The sequence below is a fragment of the Streptomyces sp. NPDC050121 genome, from assembly GCF_044460385.1.
GTDB classification, from domain to species: domain Bacteria; phylum Actinomycetota; class Actinomycetes; order Streptomycetales; family Streptomycetaceae; genus Streptomyces; species Streptomyces soliscabiei.
Genome location: NZ_JBITJV010000054.1, coordinates 1 through 26,586, shown reverse-complemented (window position 1 = coordinate 26,586; position 26,586 = coordinate 1). Strand labels below are relative to the sequence as shown.

At 70.9% G+C, this 26,586-nt stretch carries 24 protein-coding genes and 1 pseudogene; 8 read left to right on the top strand and 17 right to left on the bottom strand.

Going from position 1 to position 26,586, the window contains the following annotated elements; all coding sequences use genetic code 11:
• Nucleotides 1-57: 57 nt before the first annotated feature.
• The 9 genes from ACIBTS_RS44210 to ACIBTS_RS44170 all read right to left on the bottom strand — a co-directional run bounded on the left by ACIBTS_RS44210 (nucleotide 58) and on the right by ACIBTS_RS44170 (nucleotide 8,673).
• Nucleotides 58-714 carry a LuxR C-terminal-related transcriptional regulator gene (locus tag ACIBTS_RS44210; RefSeq protein ID WP_399326910.1) on the bottom strand — a complete coding sequence of 219 codons (657 nt, stop codon included), beginning with the start codon at nucleotides 712-714 and terminating at the stop codon, nucleotides 58-60.
• Nucleotides 699-1,973, bottom strand: a complete 1,275-nt coding sequence (locus tag ACIBTS_RS44205) for a sensor histidine kinase (RefSeq protein ID WP_399326908.1) — start codon at nucleotides 1,971-1,973, stop codon at nucleotides 699-701. The genes ACIBTS_RS44210 and ACIBTS_RS44205 overlap by 16 nt, the downstream gene beginning before the upstream one ends.
• Before the next feature lie 135 nt (nucleotides 1,974-2,108).
• Complete coding sequence (locus ACIBTS_RS44200) at nucleotides 2,109-3,158, bottom strand: NAD-dependent epimerase/dehydratase family protein (protein WP_399326906.1); 1,050 nt, start codon at nucleotides 3,156-3,158, stop codon at nucleotides 2,109-2,111.
• Between the two features lie 62 nt (nucleotides 3,159-3,220).
• A complete protein-coding gene (locus ACIBTS_RS44195) occupies nucleotides 3,221-3,847 on the bottom strand; it encodes a winged helix-turn-helix domain-containing protein (protein ID WP_399326904.1) in 627 nt (208 codons plus the stop codon).
• Between the two features lie 285 nt (nucleotides 3,848-4,132).
• Complete coding sequence (locus ACIBTS_RS44190) at nucleotides 4,133-5,032, bottom strand: hypothetical protein (protein WP_399326902.1); 900 nt, start codon at nucleotides 5,030-5,032, stop codon at nucleotides 4,133-4,135.
• Between the two features lie 146 nt (nucleotides 5,033-5,178).
• Complete coding sequence (glnII, locus tag ACIBTS_RS44185; protein ID WP_319672895.1) at nucleotides 5,179-6,210, bottom strand: glutamine synthetase; 1,032 nt, start codon at nucleotides 6,208-6,210, stop codon at nucleotides 5,179-5,181.
• A 313-nt stretch (nucleotides 6,211-6,523) separates the two neighbouring features.
• Nucleotides 6,524-7,222 (bottom strand): hypothetical protein, encoded by a 699-nt coding sequence (locus tag ACIBTS_RS44180; RefSeq protein WP_399326900.1) that lies wholly within the window; start codon nucleotides 7,220-7,222, stop codon nucleotides 6,524-6,526.
• A 110-nt stretch (nucleotides 7,223-7,332) separates the two neighbouring features.
• Nucleotides 7,333-8,190, bottom strand: coding sequence for a hypothetical protein (locus tag ACIBTS_RS44175; RefSeq protein WP_399326898.1), 858 nt, complete (start codon nucleotides 8,188-8,190; stop codon nucleotides 7,333-7,335).
• A 123-nt stretch (nucleotides 8,191-8,313) separates the two neighbouring features.
• A complete protein-coding gene (locus ACIBTS_RS44170) occupies nucleotides 8,314-8,673 on the bottom strand; it encodes an arsenate reductase family protein (RefSeq protein WP_399326897.1) in 360 nt (119 codons plus the stop codon).
• Between the two features lie 140 nt (nucleotides 8,674-8,813).
• On the opposite strand from ACIBTS_RS44170, the gene ACIBTS_RS44165 reads away from it, so the two are divergent.
• Nucleotides 8,814-9,128 carry a hypothetical protein gene (locus tag ACIBTS_RS44165; protein WP_319672891.1) on the top strand — a complete coding sequence of 105 codons (315 nt, stop codon included), beginning with the start codon at nucleotides 8,814-8,816 and terminating at the stop codon, nucleotides 9,126-9,128.
• 107 nt (nucleotides 9,129-9,235) lie between these two features.
• Here the strand turns inward: ACIBTS_RS44165 and ACIBTS_RS44160 are convergent, their stop codons facing one another.
• Complete coding sequence (locus ACIBTS_RS44160) at nucleotides 9,236-10,444, bottom strand: winged helix DNA-binding domain-containing protein (RefSeq protein WP_399326894.1); 1,209 nt, start codon at nucleotides 10,442-10,444, stop codon at nucleotides 9,236-9,238.
• Between the two features lie 206 nt (nucleotides 10,445-10,650).
• On the opposite strand from ACIBTS_RS44160, the gene ACIBTS_RS44155 reads away from it, so the two are divergent.
• Entirely contained in the window at nucleotides 10,651-11,991 is a 1,341-nt protein-coding gene (locus ACIBTS_RS44155) for a DUF2252 domain-containing protein (RefSeq protein WP_399326892.1), read from the top strand.
• Nucleotides 11,992-11,993: 2 nt separating this feature from the next.
• Here the strand turns inward: ACIBTS_RS44155 and ACIBTS_RS44150 are convergent, their stop codons facing one another.
• The gene (locus tag ACIBTS_RS44150) at nucleotides 11,994-12,782 is read right to left on the bottom strand and encodes an alpha/beta hydrolase (protein ID WP_399326890.1); all 789 of its coding nucleotides are present in this window, start codon (nucleotides 12,780-12,782) and stop codon (nucleotides 11,994-11,996) included.
• A 20-nt stretch (nucleotides 12,783-12,802) separates the two neighbouring features.
• On the bottom strand, nucleotides 12,803-13,234 hold the full coding sequence (locus ACIBTS_RS44145; protein ID WP_399326888.1) for a FadR/GntR family transcriptional regulator: 432 nt from the start codon (nucleotides 13,232-13,234) through the stop codon (nucleotides 12,803-12,805).
• Between ACIBTS_RS44145 and ACIBTS_RS44140 the strand changes: the two genes are divergently transcribed.
• From ACIBTS_RS44140 to upp, 4 genes are all read left to right on the top strand, one after another.
• A complete protein-coding gene (locus ACIBTS_RS44140; protein WP_399326886.1) occupies nucleotides 13,233-13,973 on the top strand; it encodes a hypothetical protein in 741 nt (246 codons plus the stop codon). The genes ACIBTS_RS44145 and ACIBTS_RS44140 overlap by 2 nt on opposite strands.
• Nucleotides 13,974-14,404: 431 nt before the next feature.
• Nucleotides 14,405-17,167, top strand: coding sequence for an amino acid adenylation domain-containing protein (locus tag ACIBTS_RS44135; protein ID WP_399326884.1), 2,763 nt, complete (start codon nucleotides 14,405-14,407; stop codon nucleotides 17,165-17,167).
• Complete coding sequence (locus ACIBTS_RS44130; protein ID WP_399326882.1) at nucleotides 17,062-17,670, top strand: questin oxidase family protein; 609 nt, start codon at nucleotides 17,062-17,064, stop codon at nucleotides 17,668-17,670. The genes ACIBTS_RS44135 and ACIBTS_RS44130 overlap by 106 nt, the downstream gene beginning before the upstream one ends.
• Before the next feature lie 29 nt (nucleotides 17,671-17,699).
• Complete coding sequence (gene upp, locus ACIBTS_RS44125) at nucleotides 17,700-18,434, top strand: uracil phosphoribosyltransferase (protein ID WP_399326880.1); 735 nt, start codon at nucleotides 17,700-17,702, stop codon at nucleotides 18,432-18,434.
• Nucleotides 18,435-18,455: 21 nt separating this feature from the next.
• Here the strand turns inward: upp and ACIBTS_RS44120 are convergent, their stop codons facing one another.
• Both ACIBTS_RS44120 and htpX read right to left on the bottom strand, forming a co-directional pair.
• A complete protein-coding gene (locus ACIBTS_RS44120; RefSeq protein WP_399326878.1) occupies nucleotides 18,456-19,079 on the bottom strand; it encodes a hypothetical protein in 624 nt (207 codons plus the stop codon).
• Between the two features lie 5 nt (nucleotides 19,080-19,084).
• On the bottom strand, nucleotides 19,085-20,005 hold the full coding sequence (gene htpX, locus ACIBTS_RS44115) for a zinc metalloprotease HtpX (RefSeq protein ID WP_399326876.1): 921 nt from the start codon (nucleotides 20,003-20,005) through the stop codon (nucleotides 19,085-19,087).
• A gap of 149 nt (nucleotides 20,006-20,154) precedes the next feature.
• On the opposite strand from htpX, the pseudogene ACIBTS_RS44110 reads away from it, so the two are divergent.
• Nucleotides 20,155-20,499, top strand: a pseudogene (locus tag ACIBTS_RS44110) (hypothetical protein); the annotation flags it as partial.
• 9 nt (nucleotides 20,500-20,508) lie between these two features.
• Here ACIBTS_RS44110 and ACIBTS_RS44105 read toward each other — a convergent pair.
• The 3 genes from ACIBTS_RS44105 to glnA form a co-directional block, all read right to left on the bottom strand.
• A complete protein-coding gene (locus ACIBTS_RS44105) occupies nucleotides 20,509-23,838 on the bottom strand; it encodes a substrate-binding domain-containing protein (protein ID WP_399326874.1) in 3,330 nt (1,109 codons plus the stop codon).
• A 163-nt stretch (nucleotides 23,839-24,001) separates the two neighbouring features.
• On the bottom strand, nucleotides 24,002-24,259 hold the full coding sequence (locus tag ACIBTS_RS44100) for a hypothetical protein (RefSeq protein ID WP_079662803.1): 258 nt from the start codon (nucleotides 24,257-24,259) through the stop codon (nucleotides 24,002-24,004).
• Nucleotides 24,260-24,381: 122 nt separating this feature from the next.
• Nucleotides 24,382-25,791: a type I glutamate--ammonia ligase gene (glnA, locus tag ACIBTS_RS44095; protein ID WP_079662804.1), complete on the bottom strand. Its 1,410-nt coding sequence runs from the start codon at nucleotides 25,789-25,791 to the stop codon at nucleotides 24,382-24,384.
• Between the two features lie 197 nt (nucleotides 25,792-25,988).
• Between glnA and ACIBTS_RS44090 the strand changes: the two genes are divergently transcribed.
• Entirely contained in the window at nucleotides 25,989-26,456 is a 468-nt protein-coding gene (locus ACIBTS_RS44090) for an RDD family protein (protein WP_319340479.1), read from the top strand.
• The last annotated feature ends 130 nt before the right edge of the window (nucleotides 26,457-26,586 follow it).

The window sequence follows — 26,586 nt, the reverse complement described above, 5'->3', positions numbered from 1 at the left end:
GAGGTCCGTACGACAAACCGGCCCCAACGCCCCCACAGCGCACACCAGTTGCGGTGCTCACCGGTCCCGGTCCAGATAGGCCAGCACCGCCAGTACCCTGCGGTTGTCGTCGTCGGAGACCTCCAAACCCAGCTTCAGAAAAATATTGGCGGTGTGCTTGGCGACGGCTCGCTCGGTGACGACCAGTTTGGCGGCGATCGCCGCGTTCGACCGGCCCTGCGCCATCAGTTCCATGACCTCCCGTTCGCGTGGAGTGAGCCGGTCCACCGGCCCCTGGCCGTCGCCCGAGCGCCGGGCCAGCAGCTGCTGGATCACCTGCGGGTCCATCGCGGTACCGCCCGCCGCGACCCGGCGTACGGCGTCCACGAACTGCTCCGCGTCGAACACCCGGTCCTTCAGCAGATAGCCGACCCCGCCGCTGCCGTCGGCGAGCAGCTCTCGCGCGTACAGCTGTTCGACGTGCTGGGAGAGGACCAGCACCGGCAGCCCCGGCTTCTCGCGGCGGGCCTGAAGGGCGCACTGCAGGCCCTCGTCGGTGTGCGTGGGCGGGAGCCGGACATCGACGACGGCGACGTCCGGCTCCAGTTCGGCGAGGGCCCGCTCCAGTTCCGGCCCGCTCTCCACGGCGGCGGCGATCTCGAAGTCGTAGGCCTCCAGCAGCCGGACGAGACCGTCCCGCAGCAGGAAGAGGTCCTCGGCTAGGACAACACGCAAGGGATCTCCATGGTCACCATGGTGGGACCGCCGGCAGGGGAGCTGACGGCCAGGACGCCGTCGAATGTACCCAGTCGCCGCTCGATGCCGGGCAGGCCCGACCCGGACCCGATGACCGCACCGCCCTTGCCGTTGTCGGTGACGGAGATCCGCAGATGGCCGTCCGTGTGGTGCAGGTCGATCCAGATCCGGTCGGCGCCGGAGTGCTTGACCGCGTTGGTGAGCACCTCGCTCACCGCGAAGTAGGCCGCCGACTCCACGGGCGCCTCGGCCCGGCCCGGGAGTTCCACGGTCACCTCCGTCGCGAGGGGCAGCCGCAGCGCCAACGCCCGTACGGCGTCGCCCAGTCCACGTTCCGCCAGCACCGGCGGGTGGATGCCGCGCACCAGGTCGCGCAGTTCGGCGAGCGCCTCGGCGGACGACTGACGGGCCTGCGCGAGCAGCTCCTTGGCTTTCCCCGGGTTCTTGTCGAGGAGCATCTCGACGGTGCCGAGGTCCATGCCCATCGCGACCAGCCGGGCCTGGGCGCCGTCGTGCAGGTCCCGCTCGATGCGCCGTAGCTCGGCGGCGGAGGTGTCCACGGCGTCCCGCCGCGTCTCGGTCAACACCCGCACCCGCTCGGCCAGTTCGGCCTGACTGGGGGTGAGCATGGCCCGGGTGAGACGGAAGTGTCCCTGGAACGCGCTCACGGCGTACCGGTACGCGAAGACGAGGATGACCGCGCCCAGAGCGGCGGCGGCGAACGCGGAGACCTGCCCGCTGACCGGCACGAAGGTGTACCAGTACGGGCCGTCGGAGGCGCCCTGGACCCGCCACAGCCCGGCCGCCAGCGCGAACCCCTCCAGCGGATAGAGGACCAGAACGGTGGGCGCGAGCGCGGTCAGGAACCCGGCCGTCATGTCCACCGGCAGCCACCGCAGGTCCCGCCAGGTCGCCGGGTCCCGCAACAACGCGGCGGTGCGCGTCCACGGGTTGGCGGTGTCGGGCAGCGGCCGGTACGCCGACGCGATGCGCACCCCGCCCCACTGTCCGGCGAGCGAGCGCCGCCGGTCGGCGTAGGCCCGCACCCCCTTCACCACCCACGGCGTGGTGACGAGCCCGACCCCGATCGGTATCAGCGCCAGCGAGACCAGGGAGAGGGTGAAGCACAGGACGGCCGACGGAAGCGCCACGACGGCCAGCACGAGTCCCCGTGCGGCGGCGAGGGCCATGCCGCGCGCCCTCGAATCCCTGCCGTCGCTCTTCGTGTTGGTGTTCATGACGTCAGTCTGTCCGAGCCTCGGGCCGCCGGTCACTGGCCCGAAGCCCCCGGTCGGGAGGTGGTGCCAGATACACCTTCACGGCCGGCCGCACCCGCCCCGGCCGCCGGGGCGAACCCCGCTCACCTGCCTTGATCAGGCGCTGCCGCTCTCCTCCTGCGACCGGATCCCCCGGACAGTCCCCAGCGCCTTCGCCTCCACCTCCGGGTCCAGGCCCAGCGGCGGCCGGTCCGGCCGCCGGGGCGCCGTGCCACCGATCGACGTCAGCCAGGTCCAGGTGTCGGCGACGGTCTCCTGGACCGGACGGCAGACGAGCCCGGTGGCCACCGCCCGGGAGACGTCGGCGGCGTGCATGGCGTCGTGCATGTCGGTGCCCGGCGGCACCCACACGGGCAGCTCGGTCCACGGCGCGATGCCCGCGTCGAGGACGATCTTTGGGGCGGTCCAGCGCAGTTCGGCCGATGACCCGGTGGCCTTGACACAGGCCTCCAGCAACTCACCCATGGTGGCGTGTCCTTGACGACTCATCAGGTTGTACGGTCCGCTCAGCTCCCGCTCGACCGCCCCGAGGATCCACTCGGCGAGATCGCGGACGTCGACGTACTGCAGGGGCAGGTCGTGCGGGCCGGGCGCGAGGACCGGGCCGCCGCGGGCGATCCGGGTCAGCCACCAGGGCAGCCGGCCGACGTTCTCGTGCGGGCCGAGGATCAGCCCGGCCCGCACGAGGACGGAGTCCTGCGCGCCGAAGGCGTCGAGGACGGCCAGTTCGCCGCCGCGCTTGTCCCGGACGTAGTCGGTGTGCTCGGCGTCGGGCTCCGCGCCCTCGACGAGGATCGCGTCCTCGGTGTAGCCGGCGGGCGGGGCCCATGTGTACACCGAGCAGCTCGACACGTACACATACCGGCGGGCGCGGCCCCGCAGCAGCCGCGCCGCCTCGTGCACCGCGCGGGGCGCCGCAGACCAGGTGTCGACGACGGCGTCCCAGGTCCCCGCTGCGCCGGCTTCCCCTTCGGTGAGGGCGTCGAGGCCGTCGGGGGCGGTGCGGTCGCCGGTGAGCGACCGTGTTCCGGGGACGGGGGCGTGCCGTCCCCGGTTGAGGACCGTCACCTCCCAGCCGCGCCCGAGGGCCGCCTCGACGACGGCCCGTCCCGCGAACTCCGTACCACCCAGCACCAGAAGTCTCATGCCGGTGACTCTGCCCGGCCGCGACGCGGGACGGTACCTTGCTTAGCTGAGGGCAGAGAGGGTCAGCGGCCGGTCGGCGGCGTGTACTTGTAGCCGACCCGGCGCACCGTCTGGATCGACTGGCGGTGCTGCGCGCCCAGCTTGCGGCGCAGCCGGGCGACATGGACGTCGACCGTGCGGCCGTCGCCGACATGGCCGTAGCCCCACACCGTGGTGACGAGCTGGTCGCGGGTGTGCACCCGGTTCGGGTGCGCCACCAGATGCGCGAGCAGCTCGAACTCCAGGTAGGTCAGGTCGAGTTGCCGCCCGTCCACCTCGGCGGTGCGCTGCACGGCGTCGATCCGCACGAGCGGGGCACCGGCGCCCGGCTGCGTTGCCGTTGCCGTCCCGGTCGCCGTTTCCGGTGACGGGACCGGGACCGGGACCGGCTGGAACGGCTGCTGCTGGTCCGCCGGGATCAGCACCAGGTAGCCGACCATCGCCGGCCGGCCCGGCAGGCTGGGCAGGGTGTGCTGCGGCGCCGGCAGCCAGGTGGCGCCGGGCGGCAGGAGATCCGCGACCTGCACCACGTCGTCCGGATCGACGGCCCGCAGTCGGTGCCGGGAGACGTTCTGGACGGGGGAGACAGGAGAGACGGAAGCGACGGGGGAGGGGAGAGCGGCGGAGGAGAGAGAACGAGTGGTCGCCATGAGAGGTCAGCTCTTTCGCGCGAGAGGTTCGTCGGGAGGGACGTACGTCGTCTCGCGTCGGCCGAAGGCCGGGGTGTACGGCTTTAGAGGGCCGACGCGTTCGTCGCGCGGCAACACACCCGGTCGAAGTCGTGGTGCTGACGGGAAGGCCAGAACGGCTCGAGGTCATGGCGACCCGTCGCGGTGTACTTCTGGAAGCTGGCCATGGCCCCATTGAAGCAGACACCCGCCCGTTACAGGAGCCTCCTCTCACAGCTTGGACGCTTCCTTGACGTGGCGTCGGCGTCAGTCGACGATGCGGGCCGTCGCCAGCAGGTTCCGGACGGCGTCGCGGACCACGTAGTCCGGGTGCAGGGCGTCGCCGTACATGAGGTCACGGATCATCCGTCGCGGGGATTCGGCTCCCTGCCGCAGCGGGTCCACGGCGAAGCGGGGGAGGAGGCCCATCTCCGTCAGCGTCACCAAGGGGTGGGGTGTGCCGGAGTAGAACCTCGTCCACTCGGCGGCCTGCCGCGCCAAGGGGCCGACGGTGTCCTCGGTGCGGCCCGTGACGCGCCAGACGGCCAGGGCTGCGAGGGGCGATCCGGCCGCGAGCTCCTGCTCGAGACAGGGCAGCAACGGGGCGGCGGCGGGGCCGAGTTCACGCGCGCAGTCGATCACCGGGCCCAGGAACCCAGCGCTCGTCTCCTGCCGGACGAAGGACAGGGCGAGACCGGGGTCCCCGCTCACCCGGTGGTGGGCGACGGCGGCGGCCCCCGAGACCGACGAGTGCTGGCGGTCGAGCACGCAGGCCCGCAGCGCCCGCTCGGCGGCGTCACCGGCGGCGGGCCCCAGCCGGCCCAGTACGGCGACCGCGGCCGCCGGGTATCCGGTGCCGGTGCGGGCGAGCAGCCGGGTGAGCTCCTCGAAGCCGTCCACCGCCACCTCGGGGAACCGTGCGAGGACCTCCAGTAGACGGGGCGGAGCCTCGCCGAGGCGCCGGACCACGGCCCGGGCCACGGGCAGAGCCTCCGCCCCGAACTCCTCGGCCACCGCGATGGCGGCGCGGAAGGTCTCGTACGGGCGGGGCTCCTCCTCGACGAGCCGTACGGCCTCCTCGACGGCTGCCGGGGCCAGCGTCCGGGCGAGCGCGGTGACCGCCGCCGCCCGCAGCGCCGAACCGTCGGCGGCCAGGTACGGCAGCACGCATCAGGCCGGGCACGTCCCTCGCCAGTCCGCACGCCCGCGCCGATCTCCGTCGGTCCGCCGCGTCGCTCCCCATGACAGCGCACGATACGCAGAAGGGGCGCCCACCGTGAGGGTGGGCGCCCCTGTCAGGGAAAAACCGGGGATCAGACCTGGCCGGCCTTCTCCAGCGCCGAGCAGCAGGTGTCGACGATCAGACGCGTCACCAGGTACGGGTCGACGTTGGCGTTCGGACGGCGGTCCTCGATGTAGCCCTTGCCGTCCTTCTCGACCTGCCACGGGATACGGACCGAGGCGCCACGGTTGGAGACACCGTAGGAGTACTCGTTCCACGGGGCGGTCTCGTGCAGACCCGTCAGACGGTCGTCGATGCCGGCGCCGTAGTTCTTGACGTGGTCGAGCGGCTTGGAGCCCTCGCCGAGCGACTCGCACGCGGTGATGATCGCGTCGTAGCCCTCGCGCATCGCCTTCGTGGAGAAGTTGGTGTGCGCGCCGGCGCCGTTCCAGTCGCCCTTGACCGGCTTGGGGTCGAGGGTGGCGGAGATGCCGAAGTCCTCGGCGGTGCGGTAGAGCAGCCAGCGGGCCACCCACAGGTGGTCGGAGACCTCCAGCGGGGAGACCGGACCGACCTGGAACTCCCACTGGCCGGGCATGACCTCGGCGTTGATGCCGGAGATCGCGAGACCGGCGGCGAGGCAGTTGTCCAGGTGCGCCTCGACGACCTCACGGCCGAAGATCTCGTCGGCGCCGACGCCGCAGTAGTAGCCGCCCTGCGGGGCCGGGAAGCCGCCCTTGGGGAAGCCGAGCGGGTAGCCGTCCTGGAAGAACGTGTACTCCTGCTCGATGCCGAAGATCGGCTCCTGGGAGCCGAACTTCTCGGCGACCTCGACCAGCGCGGCACGGGTGTTGGACTCGTGCGGCGTCATGTCGATGTTGAGGACCTCGCACAGGACGAGGACGTCGTCGCCGCCGCGGATCGGGTCGGGGCAGGTGAAGACCGGCTTGAGGACACGGTCCGAGGAGTGGCCCTCGGCCTGGTTCGTGGAGGACCCGTCGAAGCCCCAGATCGGCAGCGCGTCCAGACCGGCGGGCTCACCCGCGATGATCTTGGTCTTGGAGCGGAGCTTGGCGGTCGGCTGGGTGCCGTCGATCCAGATGTACTCAGCCTTGAAGGTCACGGGCCACTTCCTTCGGGGGTGTGTCTGACGCACTTGCGGGTGCTGCGGCGCTGCGGCACTGAGGCGCCGCCTGTTTGACCGGCAGCTTGTCAACAGGCGATTTCCCGATCATTGCTCGAATGTGAACCCCGTGTTACCTGGATGGTTCTGTGGTGCGGCTCACCTCTCGGCCCCCGCACGTGCAGGTCCTGCTGCTCGTGGCCGCGAACAGCAGGACCGGTGACACGTACGAGGCGACGGCCCGGGCGGGCCCTCCGGTGCGGGGCCCTCCGGTAGGGGTCGGCGCCTCAGCGGGATTCTTCGCTCCTGAGGCTCACCCCACCTTCTCGATCACGGCCCGGCGGATGAGGAACTTGCCGGGCTCACGGACCTGTTCGAAGGCCGCGTTGTTGAGCAGGGCGCAGCTGCCGGAGACCGAGGTCACCTCGACGGTCGTGGACTTGTTGTTGTCCAGGTTGGTGACCTTCAGCCTGGTCCCCGCCGGGAACTGGTTACTCGACGCGGCCGGGGCACCGCCCTCTCCGGAGAGGGTGACCGTGGACCCGTTGCAGACCTGCCGGCCCGAGGCGGCGGCACCGCCGTTTCCCGCGTTACCGGTGTTTCCGGTGTTACCGGCAGTGCCGGTGTTTCCGGTGTTTCCCGCGGGGGTGGAGGCTGCCTGCGAAGGCTGCGTCGTCTGGGAGTCCTGAGCCGACTCCCCAACCGTGCAACCGGACGCCTGCTGCTGGACCTTGATCTGTGCGATGACCGCCTCGCGGTTGGCGATCCGGGCCGTCGACTGGGCGTCGGGATCGGCCCGTTGCCCGTCGATGAACCTCTGGTTGTTGCCGAGGGCGGTGGCGAGCCCCTGGCAGACGTTGGAGTCCGCGGCGGCCAGGGGCTTGGCGTTCTGCGGTGTCTGCGCGGCGTTCGAGGTGCTCGCCATGACGAAGGCGCCGCCTCCCGCCACCGCCGCCGCGCTCACCAGCAGCGCGATCTTCTTCTTCGTACCGAGACTTCTCCTACGCGGCATGCGCGCCTCCTGAGAGGTTGGGGAGCGTACGCCGCTATGTACGAGATACCGAACGCGGTGACTCAGCGGTTACAGGAGTCAGCGGAAGTGACGTGCGTCACGTGCCATGGTCACCCCTGGCCGCCCGTCCCGCCGATGTCGCCCCGGCCGCCCTTGCCCTCCTCGTATGCCACGACCGTGTCGTTGACGTGCCGGAGCAACCCCTCGGTCTGTGCGGTGAGTTCGGCCTCCCCGCTCTCCGCGCCGTCGCCCCACTGTCCGTTCGCGAAGATCACCGAGCGAACGGTCATCACCCGTCGGAAGACCCCCGCCGAGCCCGGCGGCACCGTCGGCAGACCGGCCTCCGGGGGCGGATCGAGCGAGACGACCTGGTACGTCACCGGGTCCATCGAGGCCATCGCGAACACCCGCGAGGCGTCCTCGACCCGCGCGAAGCTGAGCACGGTGACCGTCACCTGTGAGCGCCGGCCGGCGTCCGTGAACAGGGCCGCCGTCAGCCGGGAGCAGGGCTTGCCCTGTTCGATCAGCTGGGCCAGCTCGGGCGACATGCCCCGGGCGCAGTCGGTGGTGGTGGCCAGATCGACGCGCGTGAACCGGGAGCCGTCCTTCAGCCGGACGCCCGTCGAGGGGAACGCCTGCTCCGGCCGGATGATCGGGCGGGCGAGCAGGGAGGGGAGCGAGCTCGGGGCGTCGGAGGGAAGGGTGACGTCCACGGAAGGGGCGCCGGCCGCCGGGGGAGCGGAAACGGCCCGGCTCACGTCGTTGCGGTCCCCGTCCCTGCCCCCGCGGCCGTCTTCGTCCGCGATCAGTGCGGCGCCGGCGGCGATGGCGGCGACGAGGACGACGCCGGTCCCCGCGACCGCCGTGCGCCGGGTCCGCCGACGCCTGCGTATCCGCTCCTGCTCGGCCATGAACTGGGCGTACGGGTCCGGCGGCCCGTACGGGAATCCTTGATCACCGAAGGTCATGGCGGCGGAGAGTAACAGCGTGTACGGCCTCGACTCCCGCCGCACGACAAACCGTTGACCAACCGACAAACCGTTGGCTATCCGACGATCCGCCGACCAACAGGCGCACCGTTGCCTGACCGGCTAACGGGACAGGGCGTCCCGAACGGCCTCGTCCGTGCGGGCCACCAGCGCGGTGCCGTCGTCGGCCGTGATGATCGGGCGCTGGATGAGCTTGGGGTGTGTGGCGAGCGCACTGATCCAGCGTCCGCGTGCGCTCGCGTCCCGCGGCCAGTCCTTCAGGCCGAGTTCCTCGGCGGCGGCCTCCTGGGTGCGGGTGATGTCCCAGGGTTCCAGGCCGAGGCGGTCGAGCACGTCCCTGATCTCGTCCTCGCTCGGCACGTCCTCCAGGTAGCGGCGGACGGTGTAGTCGGCGCCCTCGGCGTCGAGGAGCGTGAGGGCGCTGCGGCACTTGGAACAGGCGGGGTTGATCCAGATTTCCATGAGTCACACGGTAGCGGTCCAGGTCACCGAAAGCCCTTGTGATCAGGGGCGTTTGTCAGTGGTGGGCAGTAGAATAGAAGCAGTGTTCGAGGGTTCGCCGGAGGTGCCGGCCGGACCCTGACCGCGACAGGAGGATGCCTGTGCCCGCTGCCGCACTGAAGCCGAAGCCGTTGCCGACCCAGTCCACCGCGAAGCGTCCCGTCCAGCTCGATCTGCCCTATGTGCCCGTCGAGAAGCGGCCGTTGCCGCCGGGGCGTCCGCGCGACTGGTACGTCATGCACAACCGCCGCCTCAAGGCGATGCGCCTCGCCATCGCCCTGCTCGACCTCGGCGTCTACCTGCCCAACCAGGCCCGCAACGAGAAGATCCGCAGCACGGCGCAGCTGATCGGCGTTCACCCGCCGTCGGACACGACGTGCCACATGGTGCGGGCGTTGTTGCGTTACTCGCGGTGAGACGGGCGCCGGGCGCCGCCGCTCTCCCCCGGTTCTCGGCTTCGCTCGAACCGGGGGGACCCCCATCGGCGCCCGGTCCCGGCGCGGCCCAGTGAGCCGACCCGGACCTACCTCGCCACCTGCCCCGCCGACTGCCCCGCCAACTCCTTCTCCACCGGCGTCCGGAACCTCGGCGTCACCCGGGTCGCCCCCAGCCACGCCCCCAACCGCTCCGCCTCTGTCCCGATCGCCGCCTTCGCCTCGCCGCCCACGCCCTCCTCGTCCAGGATCCGCCACACGATCTGCCCGTCGGAGCGCTGGGCCCAAGCCCCCACCACCCGGCCGTTCCACCACACCGTCGGCCCGACGTTCCCGCTGTAGTCGAACAGGGCGGGGCGCAGCTCCGGGGCGAGGTACCAGTCCCGGCCCTGCCAGCCCATCGCGGTCGGGTCGAGGGCGGGCAGCAGGGCCGCCCACGGTTCCCCGGCGCCGGTCACCGGCTCCTCGTCCCCCTCGACGACGTACCCCGTGCCCTCGTCCAACGTCACCGCCCGCGCCCCGATCGCCGTCAGCGCCCGGCGGACGTCCGTGACCCGCCAGCCCGTCCACCACTTGAGGTCCGCCTCGGTGGCCGGGCCGCACGCCGTCAGCCAGTGTCTGAGCAGCTCCGACTGGGCGTCCGCCACCGGGAGTTCGGGGTGCTCGGGGGCCACGGCCCAGCGGAACTGGCTCGACGTCCACGAGCCCAGGGGGCGGCCCCTGACCACCTTGCCCTCGACGCCCAGCACCCTCAGCAGCCGTGTCACCACGGTGTGGACGCCCTCGTAGCTCTTCCCCGCCGCGTACACGAACTGCTCGCGCAGGCGCGGCTCCTCACGGGACAGCTCGGCCGCCGTCGCCTGGCCGAGCCGGGCCAGGGCGGCCAGCGCCGACTCCTCGACCTCCTTCAGCCAGGCCGCGTCCGGCGCGCCCGCCTTCGCCATGTCCTTCACCAGGGCGGCCCGCTCCCGGGCCGCGACCGCGAGACCCGTCGAGGCGTGCACGACGGCCGTCAACTCCGTCGGGAACACGAAGACCGTGTGCCGCATCCCGTGCATGCGCACCAGGCTCCGGTCCACGTACAGCGCCCGGTCGGTGTCCGGCACGGTCGCCGCCGCGTCGGCGAGGCGGGCGCCGACCGCCAGATACACCGTCGCCGGGTCCGAACCGTGCAGGGCGACGAGCGCGTCGGCCACCGCCTCGGGGGTCGCGACCCGCGCCCCGGGGGCCAGCCGGTGCCGTAGAGCCAGTCTGGCCCGCCGCTCCGCCACCCCGATGTACCGCAGCCCGTCACCCATCCGGCCTCCACCCCTCGTCGCTGTCCGCTTCCGGCACTCGTCCCTGTCCGCATCCTGCCCGACGCCACTGACAGTCGGGCCCGGCGCCGTCGTCACCCGTTCGCCGTACCCGGCATGCGGGGGCCCCGCTCCCGGCCTTCACTGCGAACAGGAAGCCGCAGGCACTGTGACGACCGGGAGGCAGGCGTGATGTGCAGGAGACACGGATGACCGCCCCCGACGAGCGTGCCCGGCGCGGCAGGGACGCCCGCAGACGCGTCTCCCGCTCCGCCCACGCCGCCTGGCTCCCGCCCGTCGACCGGCCCGACCCGGTAGCCGTGCTGGAGCGGCAGGGCCGGGACCGGCTGCCCGAGCTGCTGCCGGTCCGCTACGGGCGGATGGCCGACTCGCCCTTCGCCTTCCTGCGCGGCTCGGCCGCCGTCATGGCCGCCGATCTCGCGGCACAGCCGCACACCGGCCTGACCGTCCAGCTGTGCGGGGACGCGCACCTGCTCAACTTCGGGGTGTACGCCTCCCCGGAACGGGCCCTGCTCTTCGACCTCAACGACTTCGACGAGACGTTCCCCGGCCCCTTCGAGTGGGACGTCAAACGGCTCGCCGTCTCCGTCGCCGTGGCCGCCCGCGAGAACGGCCACCCCGAGACCAAGGTGCACCGCGCCGCCCTGGAGTCCGTGGCCGCCTACCGCACCGGCATACGGCGGCTGTCCCGGCTCGGCGAACTCGCCGTCTGGTACGAACACATCGAGGCCGACCAGCTGGTGCCCCTGCTGCGCTCCGCCCGACGGCGCAAACGGGTCGAGGCGAGCCTCACCAGGGCCCGCCGCCGCACCGGCCTGCAGGCCCTCGACAAGCTCACCGAGGTCGTCGACGGACACCGCCGCATCATCCAGGACCCGCCGCTGCTCGAACCCGCCGGCGCCTCCGACGGCGCCTCCCTGCGGAAGATCTTCAGCGACTACCGCTCCACCCTCGCCGGGGAGCGCCGCGCGCTGCTGGACCGCTACCACTTCGTCGACGCCGCCCGCAAGGTCGTCGGGGTCGGCAGCGTCGGCATGCGCTGCTTCATCGTGCTGCTCACCGGCCGCGACACCGACGATCCGCTGTTCCTGCAGGTCAAGGAGGCCCGCGCGTCCGTCCTGGAGGAACACCTGCCGACCGGCCCCTACGTCCATCCCGGCCACCGGGTCGTCGCCGGGCAGCGGCTGCTGCAGGCCGCCGGCGACATCTTCCTCGGCTGGATGACCGGGCCGCAGGGCCGCGCCTTCTACTGGCGCCAACTGCGCGACATGAAGGGCTCCGCCGCCGTCGCCGGGATGTCCCCGGCCGACCTCCTGGGCTACGCCCGGCTGTGCGGCACCGCCCTGGCCCGCGCGCACGCCCGCTCCGGTGACCGTCTCGCCATCGCCGGCTACCTGGGCGGCTCCGACACCTTCGAACGCGCCGTCGCCGACTTCGCCCTCGCCTACGCCATCCAGACCGCCGCCGACCAGGCCGCGCTGGCCGCGGCGATCGACGCGCGGGTGGTGACGGCCACGCCAGGGGTCTGAGGTCAACTCCGCAACGAATGCGGGGAGTTCAGCAGAGGCGGGTTCAGCAGGGACGTCACGAACTCCCGTCGGTCGTCGGCGTGGTCGTGGAACCAGAGCCCCAGACGGTGTCCCGCATCGGGGAGTTCGAACCTCGTGTACCGGGCGCGGGCGGCCAGCGCGTCCTGGACGGCCGCGGTCACCTCCGGCGGGATCACCGCGTCCGTGCCCGGCACGGCGAGCACCGCCCGGCCCTCGTACGCCCGCAGCACGTCGAGGGCGGGCGCCTCCCGCCAGCTCCCGGGCCGCCGGATGATCGCGCTGAACTCCCCGTCGCCCTCCCCGAACGGCACCTCCCACGCCTGCGCCGAGTAGACGGCGGGCGAGCACAGTCCCAGGGCCGTCACCCGGGGGCCGTACTCGGCGGCGAGGTCGGCCACCGTCTGTCCGCTCATGCTGAACCCGACGAGCGCCAGCGGCGCGTGTGCCGGAACGTGGGCGTCGATCACGGAGGACGCCTGCTCGAAGCGTCGGCGCAGGCTCAACTCCCCGAGTTGGCCGGTGCTTTCGCCGTGCCCGGAGAAGTCGAAGGCGAGGACGCGGCAGCCCTGGGCCGTGAACTCCCGGAGCAGCGGCAGCAGTCGCTCCTTGCTGCCGTTGCCCGCGCCGTGCAGCACAACGGCGGTGGCGCCGTGCGGACCACCGCCGTCGGCCTCACCGCCATCGGCCTTTCCGTCACCGCGACCTCCGCCGTGGACGCCGCTGAGCCGTTCACCGTCGAACTCGTGTGTGAAATGGGTCAGTTCGCTCATGTGCCGAGGGTAGGCCGCGTCTATTCGCCGGCCTGGGTGGGAGCGCAGTCCATGTAGGAGCCGGACTCGTACGCCGCCTTGTCGCTGTCGCGGGCGCGGATGGCGTCGACGAGACGGGCGTGGTCCTGGAACTGCTCGGGGCGCAACGCGTCGCCGAAGTGGTCCAGGAGCGAGTCCCGGATCACCTCGCCGAGGTCCGCGTGCAACTCGGCCAGGACCGTGTTGTGGGACGCCGAGACGACGGCCAGGTGGAACGCCACGTCCGCGTTGACGAAGCCGACCCGGTCACCGGCCGACCAGGCCTGTTCCCGCTGGACCAGCAGCGCGTCGAGCCGCTCCAGGTCCTCCGGCGTCCGGCGCGCGGAGGCCAGCCGCGCCGCCCGGATCTCCAGGGCACCGCGCACCTCGGCGACGTCATCGGTGTCGGCCTTCGCGAACCGCGTCCGCATCATGCCGGCGAGTTCGCTGGTCGCCCGCACAGCCCTCGCCCGCCACCACGGACCGGCAGGGGACGCGGCGCGGCGGTCCGCGGAGGCGGCCGGGGCGAGGGGCGCGGCGGGGAGTGCGGCGGCGGCCGTGGGCGCGGCCGCCGGCGGTGGCGAGTCGCCGCCGCGCCCCGGAAGCCGGATCTCGCGTGACCCCACCGCCTGGGCGCTCACGGCCTACTTCGGGCTCCAGGCGAGCTCCGCCTACATCATCATCGGCTGGCTGCCCCAGATGTTCCGGGACGCCGGACTGTCCGCCGGGACCGCGGGCCTGCTGTTCTCCGGGACTTCACTGCTCGGGGTGCCGCTGTCCTTCGCGCTGTCCGCCGCGGCCGGGAAACTGCGCGACCAGAGCGGGATCGCGGCGGCCATCGGTCTGTGCGGACTGGCCGGCTACGCGGGACTGTGGGCCGCGCCCGCCGACGCGCCCTGGCTGTGGGCGTTCCTGCTGGGCGTCGCCAACTGTTCCTTCCCGCTGGCCCTGACGATGATCAGCATGCGCGGCCGGGACAGCGCCACCGTGGTCCGGCTCTCCGGGTTCGTGCAGAGCTTCGGCTATCTGCTGTCGATGCCGGGACCCGTCGTCGTGGGCGTCCTCTACGACCGCAGCGACGGCTGGCGGGTGCCGCTGGTCTTCATCATGGTGCTGACCCTGGTCCAGATCGGCGCCGGCCTGCTCGCGGGCCGCAACCGCCAGATCGGCTGACCCGGCACCCTTCTCTTCTCTCCGGCTCTCCCGTACTCCCACCCTTCCCGCCCCCCTCGTGCCTTCGTGCCTTCGTGCCTTCGTGCCTTCGTGCCTTCGTTCTTCGTGCCTTCGCGTCGACTTCACATTTCGCTTCCCTTTTGCGGCGAAATTCACACCATCCGGCCCTATTGAATTCCGTCATGCCCGGAATTCGCATTCCTCGGAAATGTTCATGGGCCCCATTGACCGCACGGTGAAGATCGTCCTAGGCTTTTGATCAGCAAGTAGCAGAAGGCGCCACCAGCACATGAGTTCGTCACGCAAATATCGACGAACGGCAGGAACCCGGCACTGCTGCTGCAGCCGCCACCCGCACCGGCCGGCGAGGAATTCCGAACATCGGACGAGGAAATACCACCGTTCTCCTGTCATGCGGAAAAGAGAGGTCCATGAGCACTCACGTGATGACCGACCTGCTCGTCGAACAGGCGCGGATCGCGCCCCACCGGACCGCCGTCGTCCACGAGGACCAGAGCCTGACCTTCGCCCAACTGCTGCACCACAGCCAGGCACTGGGCCGCTTTCTGAGAGACGCCGGGGTGACCGGGGACAGCAGGGTCGGCGTGTTCATGGAGCCCTCGCTCGACCTGGTGACGAACATCTGGGGAATCCTCTGGGCCGGCGGATCCTATGTGCCGCTCTCCCCGGAATACCCCGAAGAACGCATCGCCTACATGATGGCGGACGCCGGCGTGGACATCGTCCTCACTCAGGAATTACTCCGGCCCCGGCTCCATGAACTGTCACCGGCCGGCGTCCGCGCCGTCACCCTCGAAGAGGCCTTGCATTCGACGAAGGCCGGTGATCCGGCCGCGGAACCGGATTCCGACCCCGATATACGGCCCGAAGACCTCGCCTACGTCATATACACCTCCGGCAGCACGGGAAAGCCGAAGGGGGTGATGATCGAGCATCGCAGCATCGTGAACCAGATGCGCTGGCTGCGCGAGGCCTGCGGGATCGACGACAGCAAAACGATTCTTCAGAAGACCCCGATGAGTTTCGACGCCGCACAATGGGAGATCCTCGCCCCCGCCTGCGGCAGCAAGGTGGTGATGGGCGCCCCCGGGATCTACCGCGACCCCGAGGCCATCATCGCCACCGTCGTACGACACGAGGTGACGACCCTGCAGTGCGTGCCCACCCTCCTGCAGGCGCTCCTCGACACCGAGAACCTGCCCGCCGGCCGCTCCCTGCGCCAGATCTTCAGCGGCGGTGAGGCGCTCTCCCGCAGCCTCGCCCAGCAGTGCCTGGACACTATGCCGTCCTGCACACTCGTCAACCTCTACGGCCCCACCGAGTGCACCATCAACGCCTCGGCCTTCGCGGTGGACCGTGCGGCCGTCGCGGACGGGCCCCGGACCATGCCGATCGGCACCCCCGTCGACGGGACCTCCTTCCACGTGCTGGACCCGCTCGGGCAGCCCGCCGCGATCGGCGAGGTCGGCGAACTGCACATCGGCGGAACCCAGGTGGCCCGGGGCTACCTCGGACGCCCCGACCTCACGGCCGACCGGTTCGTGGACGACCCCTTCTCGGCCGCCGTCGGCTCCCGCCTGTACCGGACCGGCGACCTGGCCCACTTCAACGCCGACGGCACCGTGCAGTTCGTCGGACGCGCGGACAACCAGGTCAAACTGCGCGGCTACCGGGTCGAGCTGGACGAGATCCGTCAGACGATCGAGACGCACGACTGGGTCCGCAGCTCCGCCGTCCTGCTCCGGGACGACACCACCACCGGCTTCCAGAACCTCGTCGCCTTCGTGGAACTCAACCCCAAGGAAGCCGCCCTGATGGACCAGGGCAACCACGGCTCCCACCACCAGTCCAAGCGCAGCAGGCTCCAGGTCAGGGCCCAGCTGTCGCACCCCGGCTGCCGCGACACCGCCGAACTCGACGGCCGGCCCGTGGTCGAACTCCCCGGCGCCGAAGCCACCCCCGAACAGCGCGCCCTGGCCTTCGCCCGCAAGACGTACCGCTTCTACGAGGGCGGACCCGTCGGCCGGGACGACATCCTGCGACTGCTGGCCCCGCGCACCCGGCCGCAGCCCCCGGCGCGCACCCCCGCCGACCTGACCCGGGCCGAACTCGGCGCCGTCCTGCGCAACTTCGGCCGGCACCTCAGCGACGAGCGGCTGCTGCCCAAGTACGCCTACGCCTCACCCGGCTCCCTCTACGCCACCCAGCTGTACCTCGAACTCGACGGCGTCGTGGGCGAGGTGCCCCCGGGGCTGTACTACTACCACCCCCTCCACCACCACCTGGTGCTCGTCGGGCCGGCCTCGCCGGAGCCCGGGGCGCGGATCCACTTCCTCGGCAAGCACCGGGCGATCGAACCGGTCTACCGCAACAACATCCGCGAGGTCCTCGAGATCGAGGCCGGGCACATGGTCGGCCTGTTCGACCAGGTACTGCCGGCCCACGGCCTCGGCCTCAGGGCCGCGGAGTACCGTACGGCCGTCAAGGACCGCCTCGACTGCGCCGAGGAGGACCACTACCTGGGCACGTTCGAGCTCCGGTCCGGGGACGCCGTCGGCGACCCGGACGCCTTCGACATCTACGTGCAGGCCCACTCCGGCCGCGTCGACGGCCTCCCGGCCGGCCAGTACCAGTACGCCGACGGCTCTCTCGTCCGCATCAGCGACGACGTCGTCCTCAAGAAGCACGTCATCGCCATCAACCAGCGGGTCTACGAGCGCTCCGGCTTCGCCGTCAGCCTCGTCGCGACCAGCCCCGACGCCTGGCGGCGCTACCTCGACCTGGGCCGCACCCTGCAACGCCTGCAGATGAACGACCTGAACCTCGGCTTCATGTCCTCCGGCTACAGCTCCCGGACCGGCAACGACCTGCCCTCGGCCAAGCGGCTCAACCGGATCCTCACCGACTGCGGACTGCCGAGGGCATCTCCTACCTGGCCTTCGCCTACGTCGACTGCCACCCCGAGCGCGGTGTCCCCTCCGGCGCGCACGGCGCCGAGCTGCCGATGGACTCGCTGCTGCGCATCGCCGGCTTCTGGGAGGACAACCGGCGCCAACTCGGCGCCTGGGTGGAGAACCTGGTCGACGACACGACGGCCGACATCCACCCCGAGCTCCTCAGGTCCGGACTGCAGTACCGGATCGCCCGGATGCTCGGCGAGGGCCACCCGCTGATCCACGACACCCCCGCCTGGGTCACCGAGCAGGACCCGGACGCCAGTTGGGACCAGCTCACCTACCTGGTCACCCTGCTGTACCTGGCGGAACCGGGCGACTTCCTGCTGCTGCACCTGATGACCGCGCTGCACGCGATGCGGCACATCGCGGACGCCCTCCCCGCCGAACAGCGCCCCGAAGCGGTCCGGTGCTATTGGACCGGCATCCTCGGCGTGCTGTTCTCCCGCGGCCACTTCTCCCGGCCCGCGAAGCTGACCGCGCTCCACCGCCTCTTCGACACCGCCCTGGACGACGTCGCCGATCCGCGCTGGGCCCGGGAGTGGGAGTGGCTCGTCGCCCGGGCCGTGGAGGAGGAAGAAGAGCACAACCCCAAGCTCGTCTACGTCATGCGTGAGATGTGGCGCCGCACGGGAGGCAGGTCGATCTACCGCGTCGCCGCCGGCCAGTTCACCGCGACGCCGGAACTCCCCTCCACGTTCGAACAGCCCCCCGTCGACTGACCACCCCCACCTGACACGAGGAGCCCCGCATGACCACCGCGCCCACCACCGCGACCACCACCGCGACCACCACCGCGACCACCACCGCACCGACGACCGCGCCGACGCTCGCGACGTACCTCGACCGCAACGTCCACCTGCTCCCGCAGACCGACCAGCTCCGCGCCCTGCACACCGTCGTCCGCGACCGGAACGCCCGCCGCGACGACTTCGTCTTCCACGCCGGCCGCATCATCCGCCTGCTGACCGAGGCGGCCCTGGACCTCCTGCCCTTCGAGCCGTACGACGTCACCACCCCCGTCGGCAGCACCTACCGGGGCCTGCGCTTCACGCGGAAACTGTGCGGCGTGCCGATCATCCGCGCCGGCGAGAGCATGGAGGCCGAACTGCGCGCGGTGGTCCCCGGCATCAGGATCGGCAAGATCCTCATCCAGCGGGACAAGACGACCAAGCAGCCCCACCTGCACTACACGGCGCTCCCCGACGACATCGCCGACCGCCACGTCCTCCTGCTCGACCCGATGCTCGCGACGGGCGGCACCGCGCTCGCCGCCATCGAGGTCCTGCGGGAACTCGGCGTGCCGGAGGAGCACATCGTCTTGGTCAACTTCATCACCGTGCCGGAGGGCATCACCGCCGTGTGCGAGCGCTACCCCGTGGTGCGGATCGTGACCTCCGCGATCGAGGAGCGCCTCAACGAGAACGCGTACATGGTCCCCGGCATCGGAGACTTCGGCGCCCGGTACTTCGGCACGGACCGGTAGAGAAGAAGCGGCACGGCCGGCTCAGAGACCGGGGGCTCCCCACACCGGGAACCAGCGGCTCAGGTCCTGCTCGATCCGCAGGTCGTTCGCGAGGGCGGCCTTCACCTGAAGCTCCAACGGGTTGTCGCGCCGCCGCCCACCACCGGGCAGCGGCGCGAACGGGTAGAACGAACCCCGTTTGTACAGATACACGAGCGCCAGCCGACGCCCGCCCCCGGCCGCCGTCCCGCCCGTCCCGTCCGTCCCCTCCGTCCGTTCCTCGAACCCGGCTAGGGAGCACAGCAGTTGTGGGCCGAAGCCGTTGACCTCCATCGCGCTGTTCACCGCGTGCAGGTCGTTGACCAGGAGCGACAGCTCGTCGGGGGAGCGCTGTGAGACCAGCCAGGAGTAGCCGTAGTCGTCGCGCACCAGCCGCACCGGGGGGCCGGTGCGCTCGGTGTCCGCGTCGAGGAGCGCCTGTACCTCGCGGTGCGTCTGCTCGAAGGCCGAGCCCTCGACGGTCGCGAAGCACACGGCACCCTGCCCGGTCGGGGTGAAACCGGTCGCCGCCTCCAGCGTCACCGCCGCGGACGGCAGCGCGAACAGCTGATCGAGGTCGGGCACGACCGGCTTCGTCCTGCCGAGCAGGATGTCCAGCAGCCCCATGCGCCTCAGCCCGCCTTCCCAGGAGTGGCCGCCTCGCCCAGCTCGGCGGAGATCCGCCCGAGCTGTTCGAGCCGCTGCTCCAGGCTCGGGTGGGTGGAGAAGTACCGCTCGATGCCGGGCTCCCGCCCCGTCGCCGGGGTGAAGTAGAAGGCGTTGAAGGCCTGGGCCGTCCGCAGGTCCTTCGTCGGGATCCGGGCGATGTCGCCGGAGACCTTCGTCAGCGCGGAGGCCAGTGCCGAGGGACGGCCGGTCAGCTGCGCCGCCGCCCGGTCCGCCGCGAGTTCCCGGTACCGGGACAGCGCCCGGATGAGCAGGAAGCTGAGCGCGTACACGGCCGCGGAGACACCCATCACGACGGCGAAGACGGCGGCGGTGTTCTGGTCCCTGCGCCCGCCGCCGAACAGCTGCGAGTAGAACGCGAACCGCACGATCAGCCCCGCGATCACACCGAGGAACGACGCGATCGTGATCACGGCCACGTCCTTGTGCGCCACGTGCGACAGCTCGTGCGCGAGCACACCCTCCAGCTCGGCCGGCTTTAGCCGCCCCAGCAGGCCCGTCGTCACGCACACCACCGCGTGGCCGGGGTCGCGCCCGGTCGCGAACGCGTTCGGCATGCCCATCTCGGAGACGGCGACCACCGGCTTCGGCATGTCGGCGATCGCACACAGCCGGTCGATCACGGCATGCAGCTCGGGATACTCCTCGCGCTCCACGACCCGCCCGCGCATCGCGAACATCGCGATCCGGTCGGAGAACCAGAACTGTGCGACGAACATCGCCGCCACCAGCACGACGACCAGCAGCCATGACTTCAACAACACGATCAGCGCGGCGACGAACGCCACGTACAGCAACCCGAGCAGGAACATCGTGACCGTCATCCGCACGGTCAGCTGCCGATCGCTCCGGAAACGGCTCTGCATCTGCATCACCCCGCAGTCAGGCACTCGTCCCACTGCCCATTGTGCGCCCGCCCCGCCCATGGACAGATCGAGATCGGCCCTGCGGAGAGTAAAGGAACGGGGAACAAGAGGGTTGTGAGCTGCTGGCGATGGAGTGCGCACGGGTGTGTCACGAGGCGGCCGCCGTGGCGATAAGACGCGCCCTGGGACACCCGATCCGGATGGGGGTACCTCCCAGGCCTTTAAGGCACTGGGGGAGGACGACACCGTCCCCACAACACCGCAGCGATGCTGTGGGGCATCGGAGCGTCCAGGCCCGACCGGAGGCCCCGGGGCGTGAGGCGCTGCCCAACAGCGGCCTCCGGCCGCGGGCCGCACCCGCATCCCCGGACCACGGACACGATCCATGCGCGCCGGACGCGGAGCGAACGCGGCAGACCAGGACGCCCAACACCGTTCGGGGCGTCCGGCTGAGCAACGAGCCCTGGCAACAGGACTCACTCCCGCTCAGTCTCCAGGAACGGTCAGAAGTTGGAGATCACGCTGGTGATGACCTGTTCGATCGTCTCGGCCTTCTTGGCGTCGTAGTCCTTGCCGCCGCTGGCGTCCGCGATGCCCTCGAGCGCGCTCCTGCCGTGCGCGTCGTCCGGGTCGGCCTCGCTCCCGTAGGCGATGGTGAAGACCCGGATCTGGGGCCGGCCCGGGTCCCCGATCCGTTTCAGCAGCTCCGCGTCCGTGATGCTCCCGCTGTCCTCGTTGTGGCCGTCGGTGAGCAGCACGATCGCGTTGATCGCCTGGGGGTCGTAGTCGTGCCGCATGGACTCGGTCGCGGCGTCCAGGGTGTCGTTCAGCCCGGTCGCGCCCTCCGCCACCAGGTTCTTCACGTTGTCGGCCAGCAGGCCGGCCCGGGTGCCCCCGGCCAGCTTCTGGTCGTACGGGCCGAGCGGCACGAGTTCCTTGTAGTCGTGTTCGCTCTGGAGGGTGGAGGCGTCGGAGAACTTCCACAGACCGACCCGGTCGGTGCCGACGAACTCGCCGAACAGCTTGGACTCGGCCTGCTTCAGCCGCTCCATCTTGGTGTCGCCGACGCCGGGGATCACGTCGTTCATCGACTCCGACGTGTCGATGACGATGCGCACGTTGGCGCGTCGGCGCAGCGCGGGCCAGATCTCCAGCAGATGGCCGAGGACGTCGCCCCTGGGCATCGGCATGCGGGTGAACTGTGCCTCGGGCAGGACTCCGGCGGCCTGCACGAGCTGTGTGGACCCCTTGGGGATCTTGCCCTCGTGGGTGCGGAAGCCGTAAGGGGCGAACTGCTTGCCGTAGACCTGGGGGCTCTGCAGGTATCGGAGGAAGTCGTCGGCCACCGCCTTCTTGGCGGAGCTCATCCCGTTCAGCTCGATGTAGGGGTGGTCGGAGAACGGGACGCCGTCCTTCGGATAGAACGACACCAGCGGGGTGTCCGGCAGGGCGGTCTTCTTGCAGTCGGGGTCCGAGCTGAGCGCGCCGCACGGGTAGCCCGCGTTGTAGGCCACCACGCTGCTCTCCTCCAGCGTGACCGCGGAGATGTACGACATGGCCTTCTGGGGGCTGCTCCGGTCCGCCTCGCGGAGGTTCGAGAGGAAGGTCAGGGTGGTGTCGCCGTAGTGGACCGCGGCCTGTTCGATGCTCTTGACGAACGCGCGGTTGTCGGGATTGTCGATGTGCGGGATGCCCAGCTCACCGCTGGTACCCGTCTTGGCGTAGAAGGCGGCGACGGTCGCGTTCAGCCCGGACGTGGAGTAGCGCGGGTTGGTCTTGCCGAGTTTGAAGGCGCCCCACTCGGGCTTCTTGTGATCCGCCCAGAAGCCGTTCGCGTTCTTCGCCCATTCGGCCAGCTGTTTCCAGGTGAACCGTCGCTCGGGCCAGTTCAGAGCCTCGGCCATCGGTTTCGGCATGGCGATGGTCAGCGGGCTCTGTACGATCGATTCTGCCTGCTCGGGGAACTGCTGCGCGTTCGCCCCCTTGGCCTCGGCCCTGGCCAGCGAGAGCCAGGTGCTGCCGGCCGGGGCCCACACGTCCGGCTTCGCCCCGTCGGACTCGCCCCAGCCCGCGACCAGGGCGCGCATCCCGTCACCCGAGTTCTTGTCCTCGACCTTGATCGCCAGGCACTTCCCGCCCGCGGCCCGGGTGCCGTAGGCCTCGGCCGCCAGACGCAGGGGCTCCGACTTGTCCACGGAGGCGGCGATGGTCAGGGGTGCGGCGTTCGCCTGCTCACAGGCCGCCAGGCTGGGGGAGACGGAGCCGGAGAGCGGCTTGGCGTCCTTGCCTTCGGTCTCCCCGCTCCCGCACGACTGCAGAACGACCCCGAGGGCGACCGCCGTCGCGGTGAGCGGCACCCAGACCACCACCCGGCCCTTCCAGCCACGCTTCCCGCCGTTCTTCCCGGTACCTGTCCCGGTGCCCTTCCCACGGCCCGAACGCAGCTGCGCCGCGAACGACCGACGCGGGGGGCGGCCGCCCGACCCCCCTGGCGACCCCGATCCCCCCGCAGCCCCCACAGAGGTCACCCCCGAGACCTGCGACGTCTCAGCCGCCCCCGGAGTTCCTGCGGCCCCCGCCGCCCCCGAAGCCTCTGCGGTCCCCGCCGTCTCCGACGACTGCGGTGCCCCCGCCGTCCCCGACGCGCCTGCGGCCCCCGACGTCTCTGCGGCCCCCGCCGCCCCCGGAGCTCCTACGGTCCCCGCCGACCCCAGAGCCCCCATGATCCCTGCCGTTTCCGACGCCCCCGTTGTCCGCGAAGCCCCTGCGGACACCGACGACCCCGGGGTTCCTGCGGTCCCTGTTGTCCCCGGAGTTCCTGCGGCCCCCGCGGATCCCGGAGCCCCAGTGATCCCCGCCGACTCCGACGACTGCGGGGCCCCCGCTGTCCCCGACGCTCCAGCGGACGCCAACGTCTCTGAAGCCCCTGAGGACCCCGCCGACCCCGGAGCTCCTGGAGCGCCCGCCAACCCCGAGATCCCCGAAGCCCCCGCCGACCCCCACGTCCCCACTGGCCCCGAGGTCTCCGAAGCCCCTGCGGGCCCCGAAGCGCCTGCCGTCCCCGCGGACCCCGGCGTTTCCCAAGCCCCCGATGTTCCGGAAGTTCCCGGTGTCGGCGTGTCGGGGCCGGTGCTTTCGGGCTGGTGTTGCAGGAGCACGGCGACGGCGACCTCCGCCGCGTTGGCGGCCGCCCGCTGCTGGCCGCCTTCGGCCTCGGCCGCGCCCTTCCCGCCGTCCGCGCGGTCGCTGATCCCGCGCACGACAAGGGCTTCCGTACGGTGGCGCTGCGCCGCCTTGCAGAAGCCGAAGCCCTCCATCTCCAGGGCGGCCGCATCCTGGTAGGTGCTGCTGAGCCGGCGCCGGATGTCGCCGGACTTGGCGTCGAGCACGACGTCGCCGGAGGCGATCGGCTTGAAGTGGCACTTGATGCGGACGTCCGCGTACAGCGCCGTCTGCCACAGGGAGAGCGAGGTGTCCACGGCGTCGGGACGGGCGCCGCGCCCCTGGGCCGACACCTTGGCCCCGTGGATCTCGTACACCTTGGTGGCGACCACGACGTCCCCCGGCGGGATGTCGTCCTTGAGGCCGCCCGCGATCCCGACCAGGAGCGCGACGTCCGGCCGCAGCACCTCCAGCAGACCGTGCGTGCCCAGCGCGGCGACCACGTTCGTCACGCCCACCTGGGCCAGGTGCACGGTCCATGAGGCGTAGACGCCGTCGAGCTCGAACGTCTGTACGACCGTGGCGTTGACTCTCCGCTGCCCCTTGGGCCGGGCGTGCTCGGACCGCAGACAGTCCAGCAACGGGGAGAACTCGACGGGAAGCGCTGTCACGACGACGGCGGTACGCGAAGGGCGGGCTGTTGTCACCGGACCAACCGTTCTTGATGCCGACCTGAATACCGACGGTGAGCCAAGAGATACAAAACTAGCACCGCGCGGCCCAACAGCCCTGGCAGTAAGACCAATTGCCCCTGCTCCCGTACACGCCCCCGTTCTAATACGGCGCCCGGAACCGCAGGTACCCGAGCAGCAGGATCGCCGCGATCACGCAGCCCAGCACGAGCGCCGTCGACGCCCAGGAGGACCGGCGCGGTGTGACCGGCCCGGGGTCGCCGCGGAACGGGACCGGCTCGGGCGGGTTCTCCTTCCAGCGGGCGGCCAGCATCCGGGCCCGCGCCGAAGGTTCCTTGTGCGTCGCGTCGTCCGCCCACCGGAGGTCGAACTCCCGCTCCGCGTCGTCGTGTTCGGGCATCCCCGTATCTCCCCGTACCCCGTTCTCGAACAGCAGTGCCAGAAACCATACGACGGCGCCCCCGCCCTGTGAAACAGAGCGGGGGCGCCGGACGGCTCACGCGTGGTGCACGCGCGGTCCGATCACACGTCGAAGTAGAGCTCGAACTCGTGCGGGTGCGGACGCAGCTGCAGCGGGGCGATCTCGTTCGCGCGCTTGAAGTCGATCCACGTCTCGATCAGGTCGGACGTGAAGACGTCACCGGCGAGCAGGAACTCGTGGTCGCGCTCGAGGGAGTCGAGGACGGCCGGGAGCGAGGTCGGAACCTGCGCGACGTTCGCGTGCTCCTCGGGAGCCAGCTCGTAGAGGTCCTTGTCGATCGGCTCGGCCGGCTCGATCTTGTTCTTGATGCCGTCGAGACCCGCGAGCAGCAGGGCCGAGAAGGCGAGGTAGGGGTTGCCGGAGGAGTCGGGCGCGCGGAACTCGACGCGCTTGGCCTTCGGGTTGGAGCCCGTGATCGGGATACGCATGGCCGCGGAGCGGTTGCGCTGCGAGTAGACCAGGTTGATCGGCGCCTCGAAGCCCGGGACCAGACGGTGGTAGGAGTTCACCGTCGGGTTGGTGAAGGCCAGCAGCGACGGGGCGTGCTTGAGGATGCCGCCGATGTAGTAGCGGGCGGTGTCCGACAGGCCCGCGTAACCGGCCTCGTCGTAGAACAGCGGGGTGCCGTTGCTCCACAGCGACTGGTGGACGTGCATGCCCGAGCCGTTGTCGCCGAAGATCGGCTTCGGCATGAAGGTCGCGGTCTTGCCGTTGCGCCAGGCGACGTTCTTCACGATGTACTTGAAGAGCTGGAGGTCGTCGGCCGCGGCGAGCAGCGTGTTGAACTTGTAGTTGATCTCGGCCTGGCCGGCGGTGCCCACCTCGTGGTGCTGGCGCTCGACCTGGAGGCCGGACGCGGCCAGCTCCAGGGAGATCTCCGCGCGCAGGTCGGCGAAGTGGTCGACCGGCGGGGTCGGGAAGTAGCCGCCCTTGTAGCGGACCTTGTAGCCGCGGTTGTTCTCCAGGGCGCCGGTGTTCCAGGCGCCGGCCTCGGAGTCGATGTGGTAAAAGGACTCGTTCGCGCCGGTCGCGAAGCGCACGGAGTCGAAGACGTAGAACTCGGCCTCGGGACCGAAGTACGCGGTGTCGGCGATGCCGGTCGACGCCAGGTAGGCCTCCGCCTTCTTCGCCACGTTGCGCGGGTCACGGGAGTACTGCTCGCCCGTGATCGGGTCGTGGATGAAGAAGTTGATGTTCAGCGTCTTGTCACGGCGGAACGAGTCGACGCGCGCGGTCGACAGGTCGGCGCGCAGCGCCATGTCGGACTCGTGGATGGCCTGGAAACCACGGATCGACGAGCCGTCGAACGCGAGCTCCTCGTCCGGGTCGAACGCCTCGACGGGCAGCGTGAAGTGCTGCATGACGCCCGGCAGGTCGCAGAAGCGGACGTCGACGAACTTGACGTCCTCGTCCGCGATGAACTTCTTGGCCTCGTCGGCGTTCTGGAACATCCAGCTCCTCCTACTCCCGGCCGTCGAGCCGGGGTGGTAGTTCGTTCGTGCGGCCAGTGCGGTGGCACACGCTGTCGTCGACCCTAGGGACGCGTGATTTCTCGGGCGTGACCCATTTGTTTCGCACAAGTTAACCGGACCGTGCCCGGTGTACCCCACCTGTCCGTATCGCGAAACGGGCGCAGTACCGTGGACGCGTGGACAACAGGGACGCAATCGGCTCGTGGCTCTCCGGACCCCGCGCGGCCATGGAAGACGCCGGTGCCGACTTCGGATACCGGGGCGAGCAGCTCGGTCTGCCGGAGGAGGGGCCGGGCTCGATCGCCCGCCCCGGGCGGCGGCTCGGCGCCCTGGCCGTGGACTGGGGCCTCAGTGTCTTGATCGCATACAGCTTGATCACGGACGGCTATCGGCCCGCCACCAGCAACTGGGCCCTGCTCCTCTTCCTCGTGATGAGCGTCCTGACGGTCGGCACGGTCGGCTTCACCCCGGGCAAGCGCCTCTTCGGTCTGCGCGTGGTCTCCGCCGACACCGGCGCCGTCAGCCCCCTGCGCTCCGTGGTGCGCACGGTCCTGCTCTGCCTGGCCGTCCCCGCCCTGGTCTGGGACCGCGACGGCCGTGGCCTGCACGACCGACTGGCCCGCACGGTGGAAGTGCGGATCTGAGACGAGATCTGAGGCGACGAGATCCGAGACGAGATCTGAGCTTGTTCTTTTTCTTCCGGCCTCGAACGGTGTCTCGTACTGAGTCGCTCACCTGGGGGTTCGCCGGACGTGGGGGCGGCCTTCGTCTGAT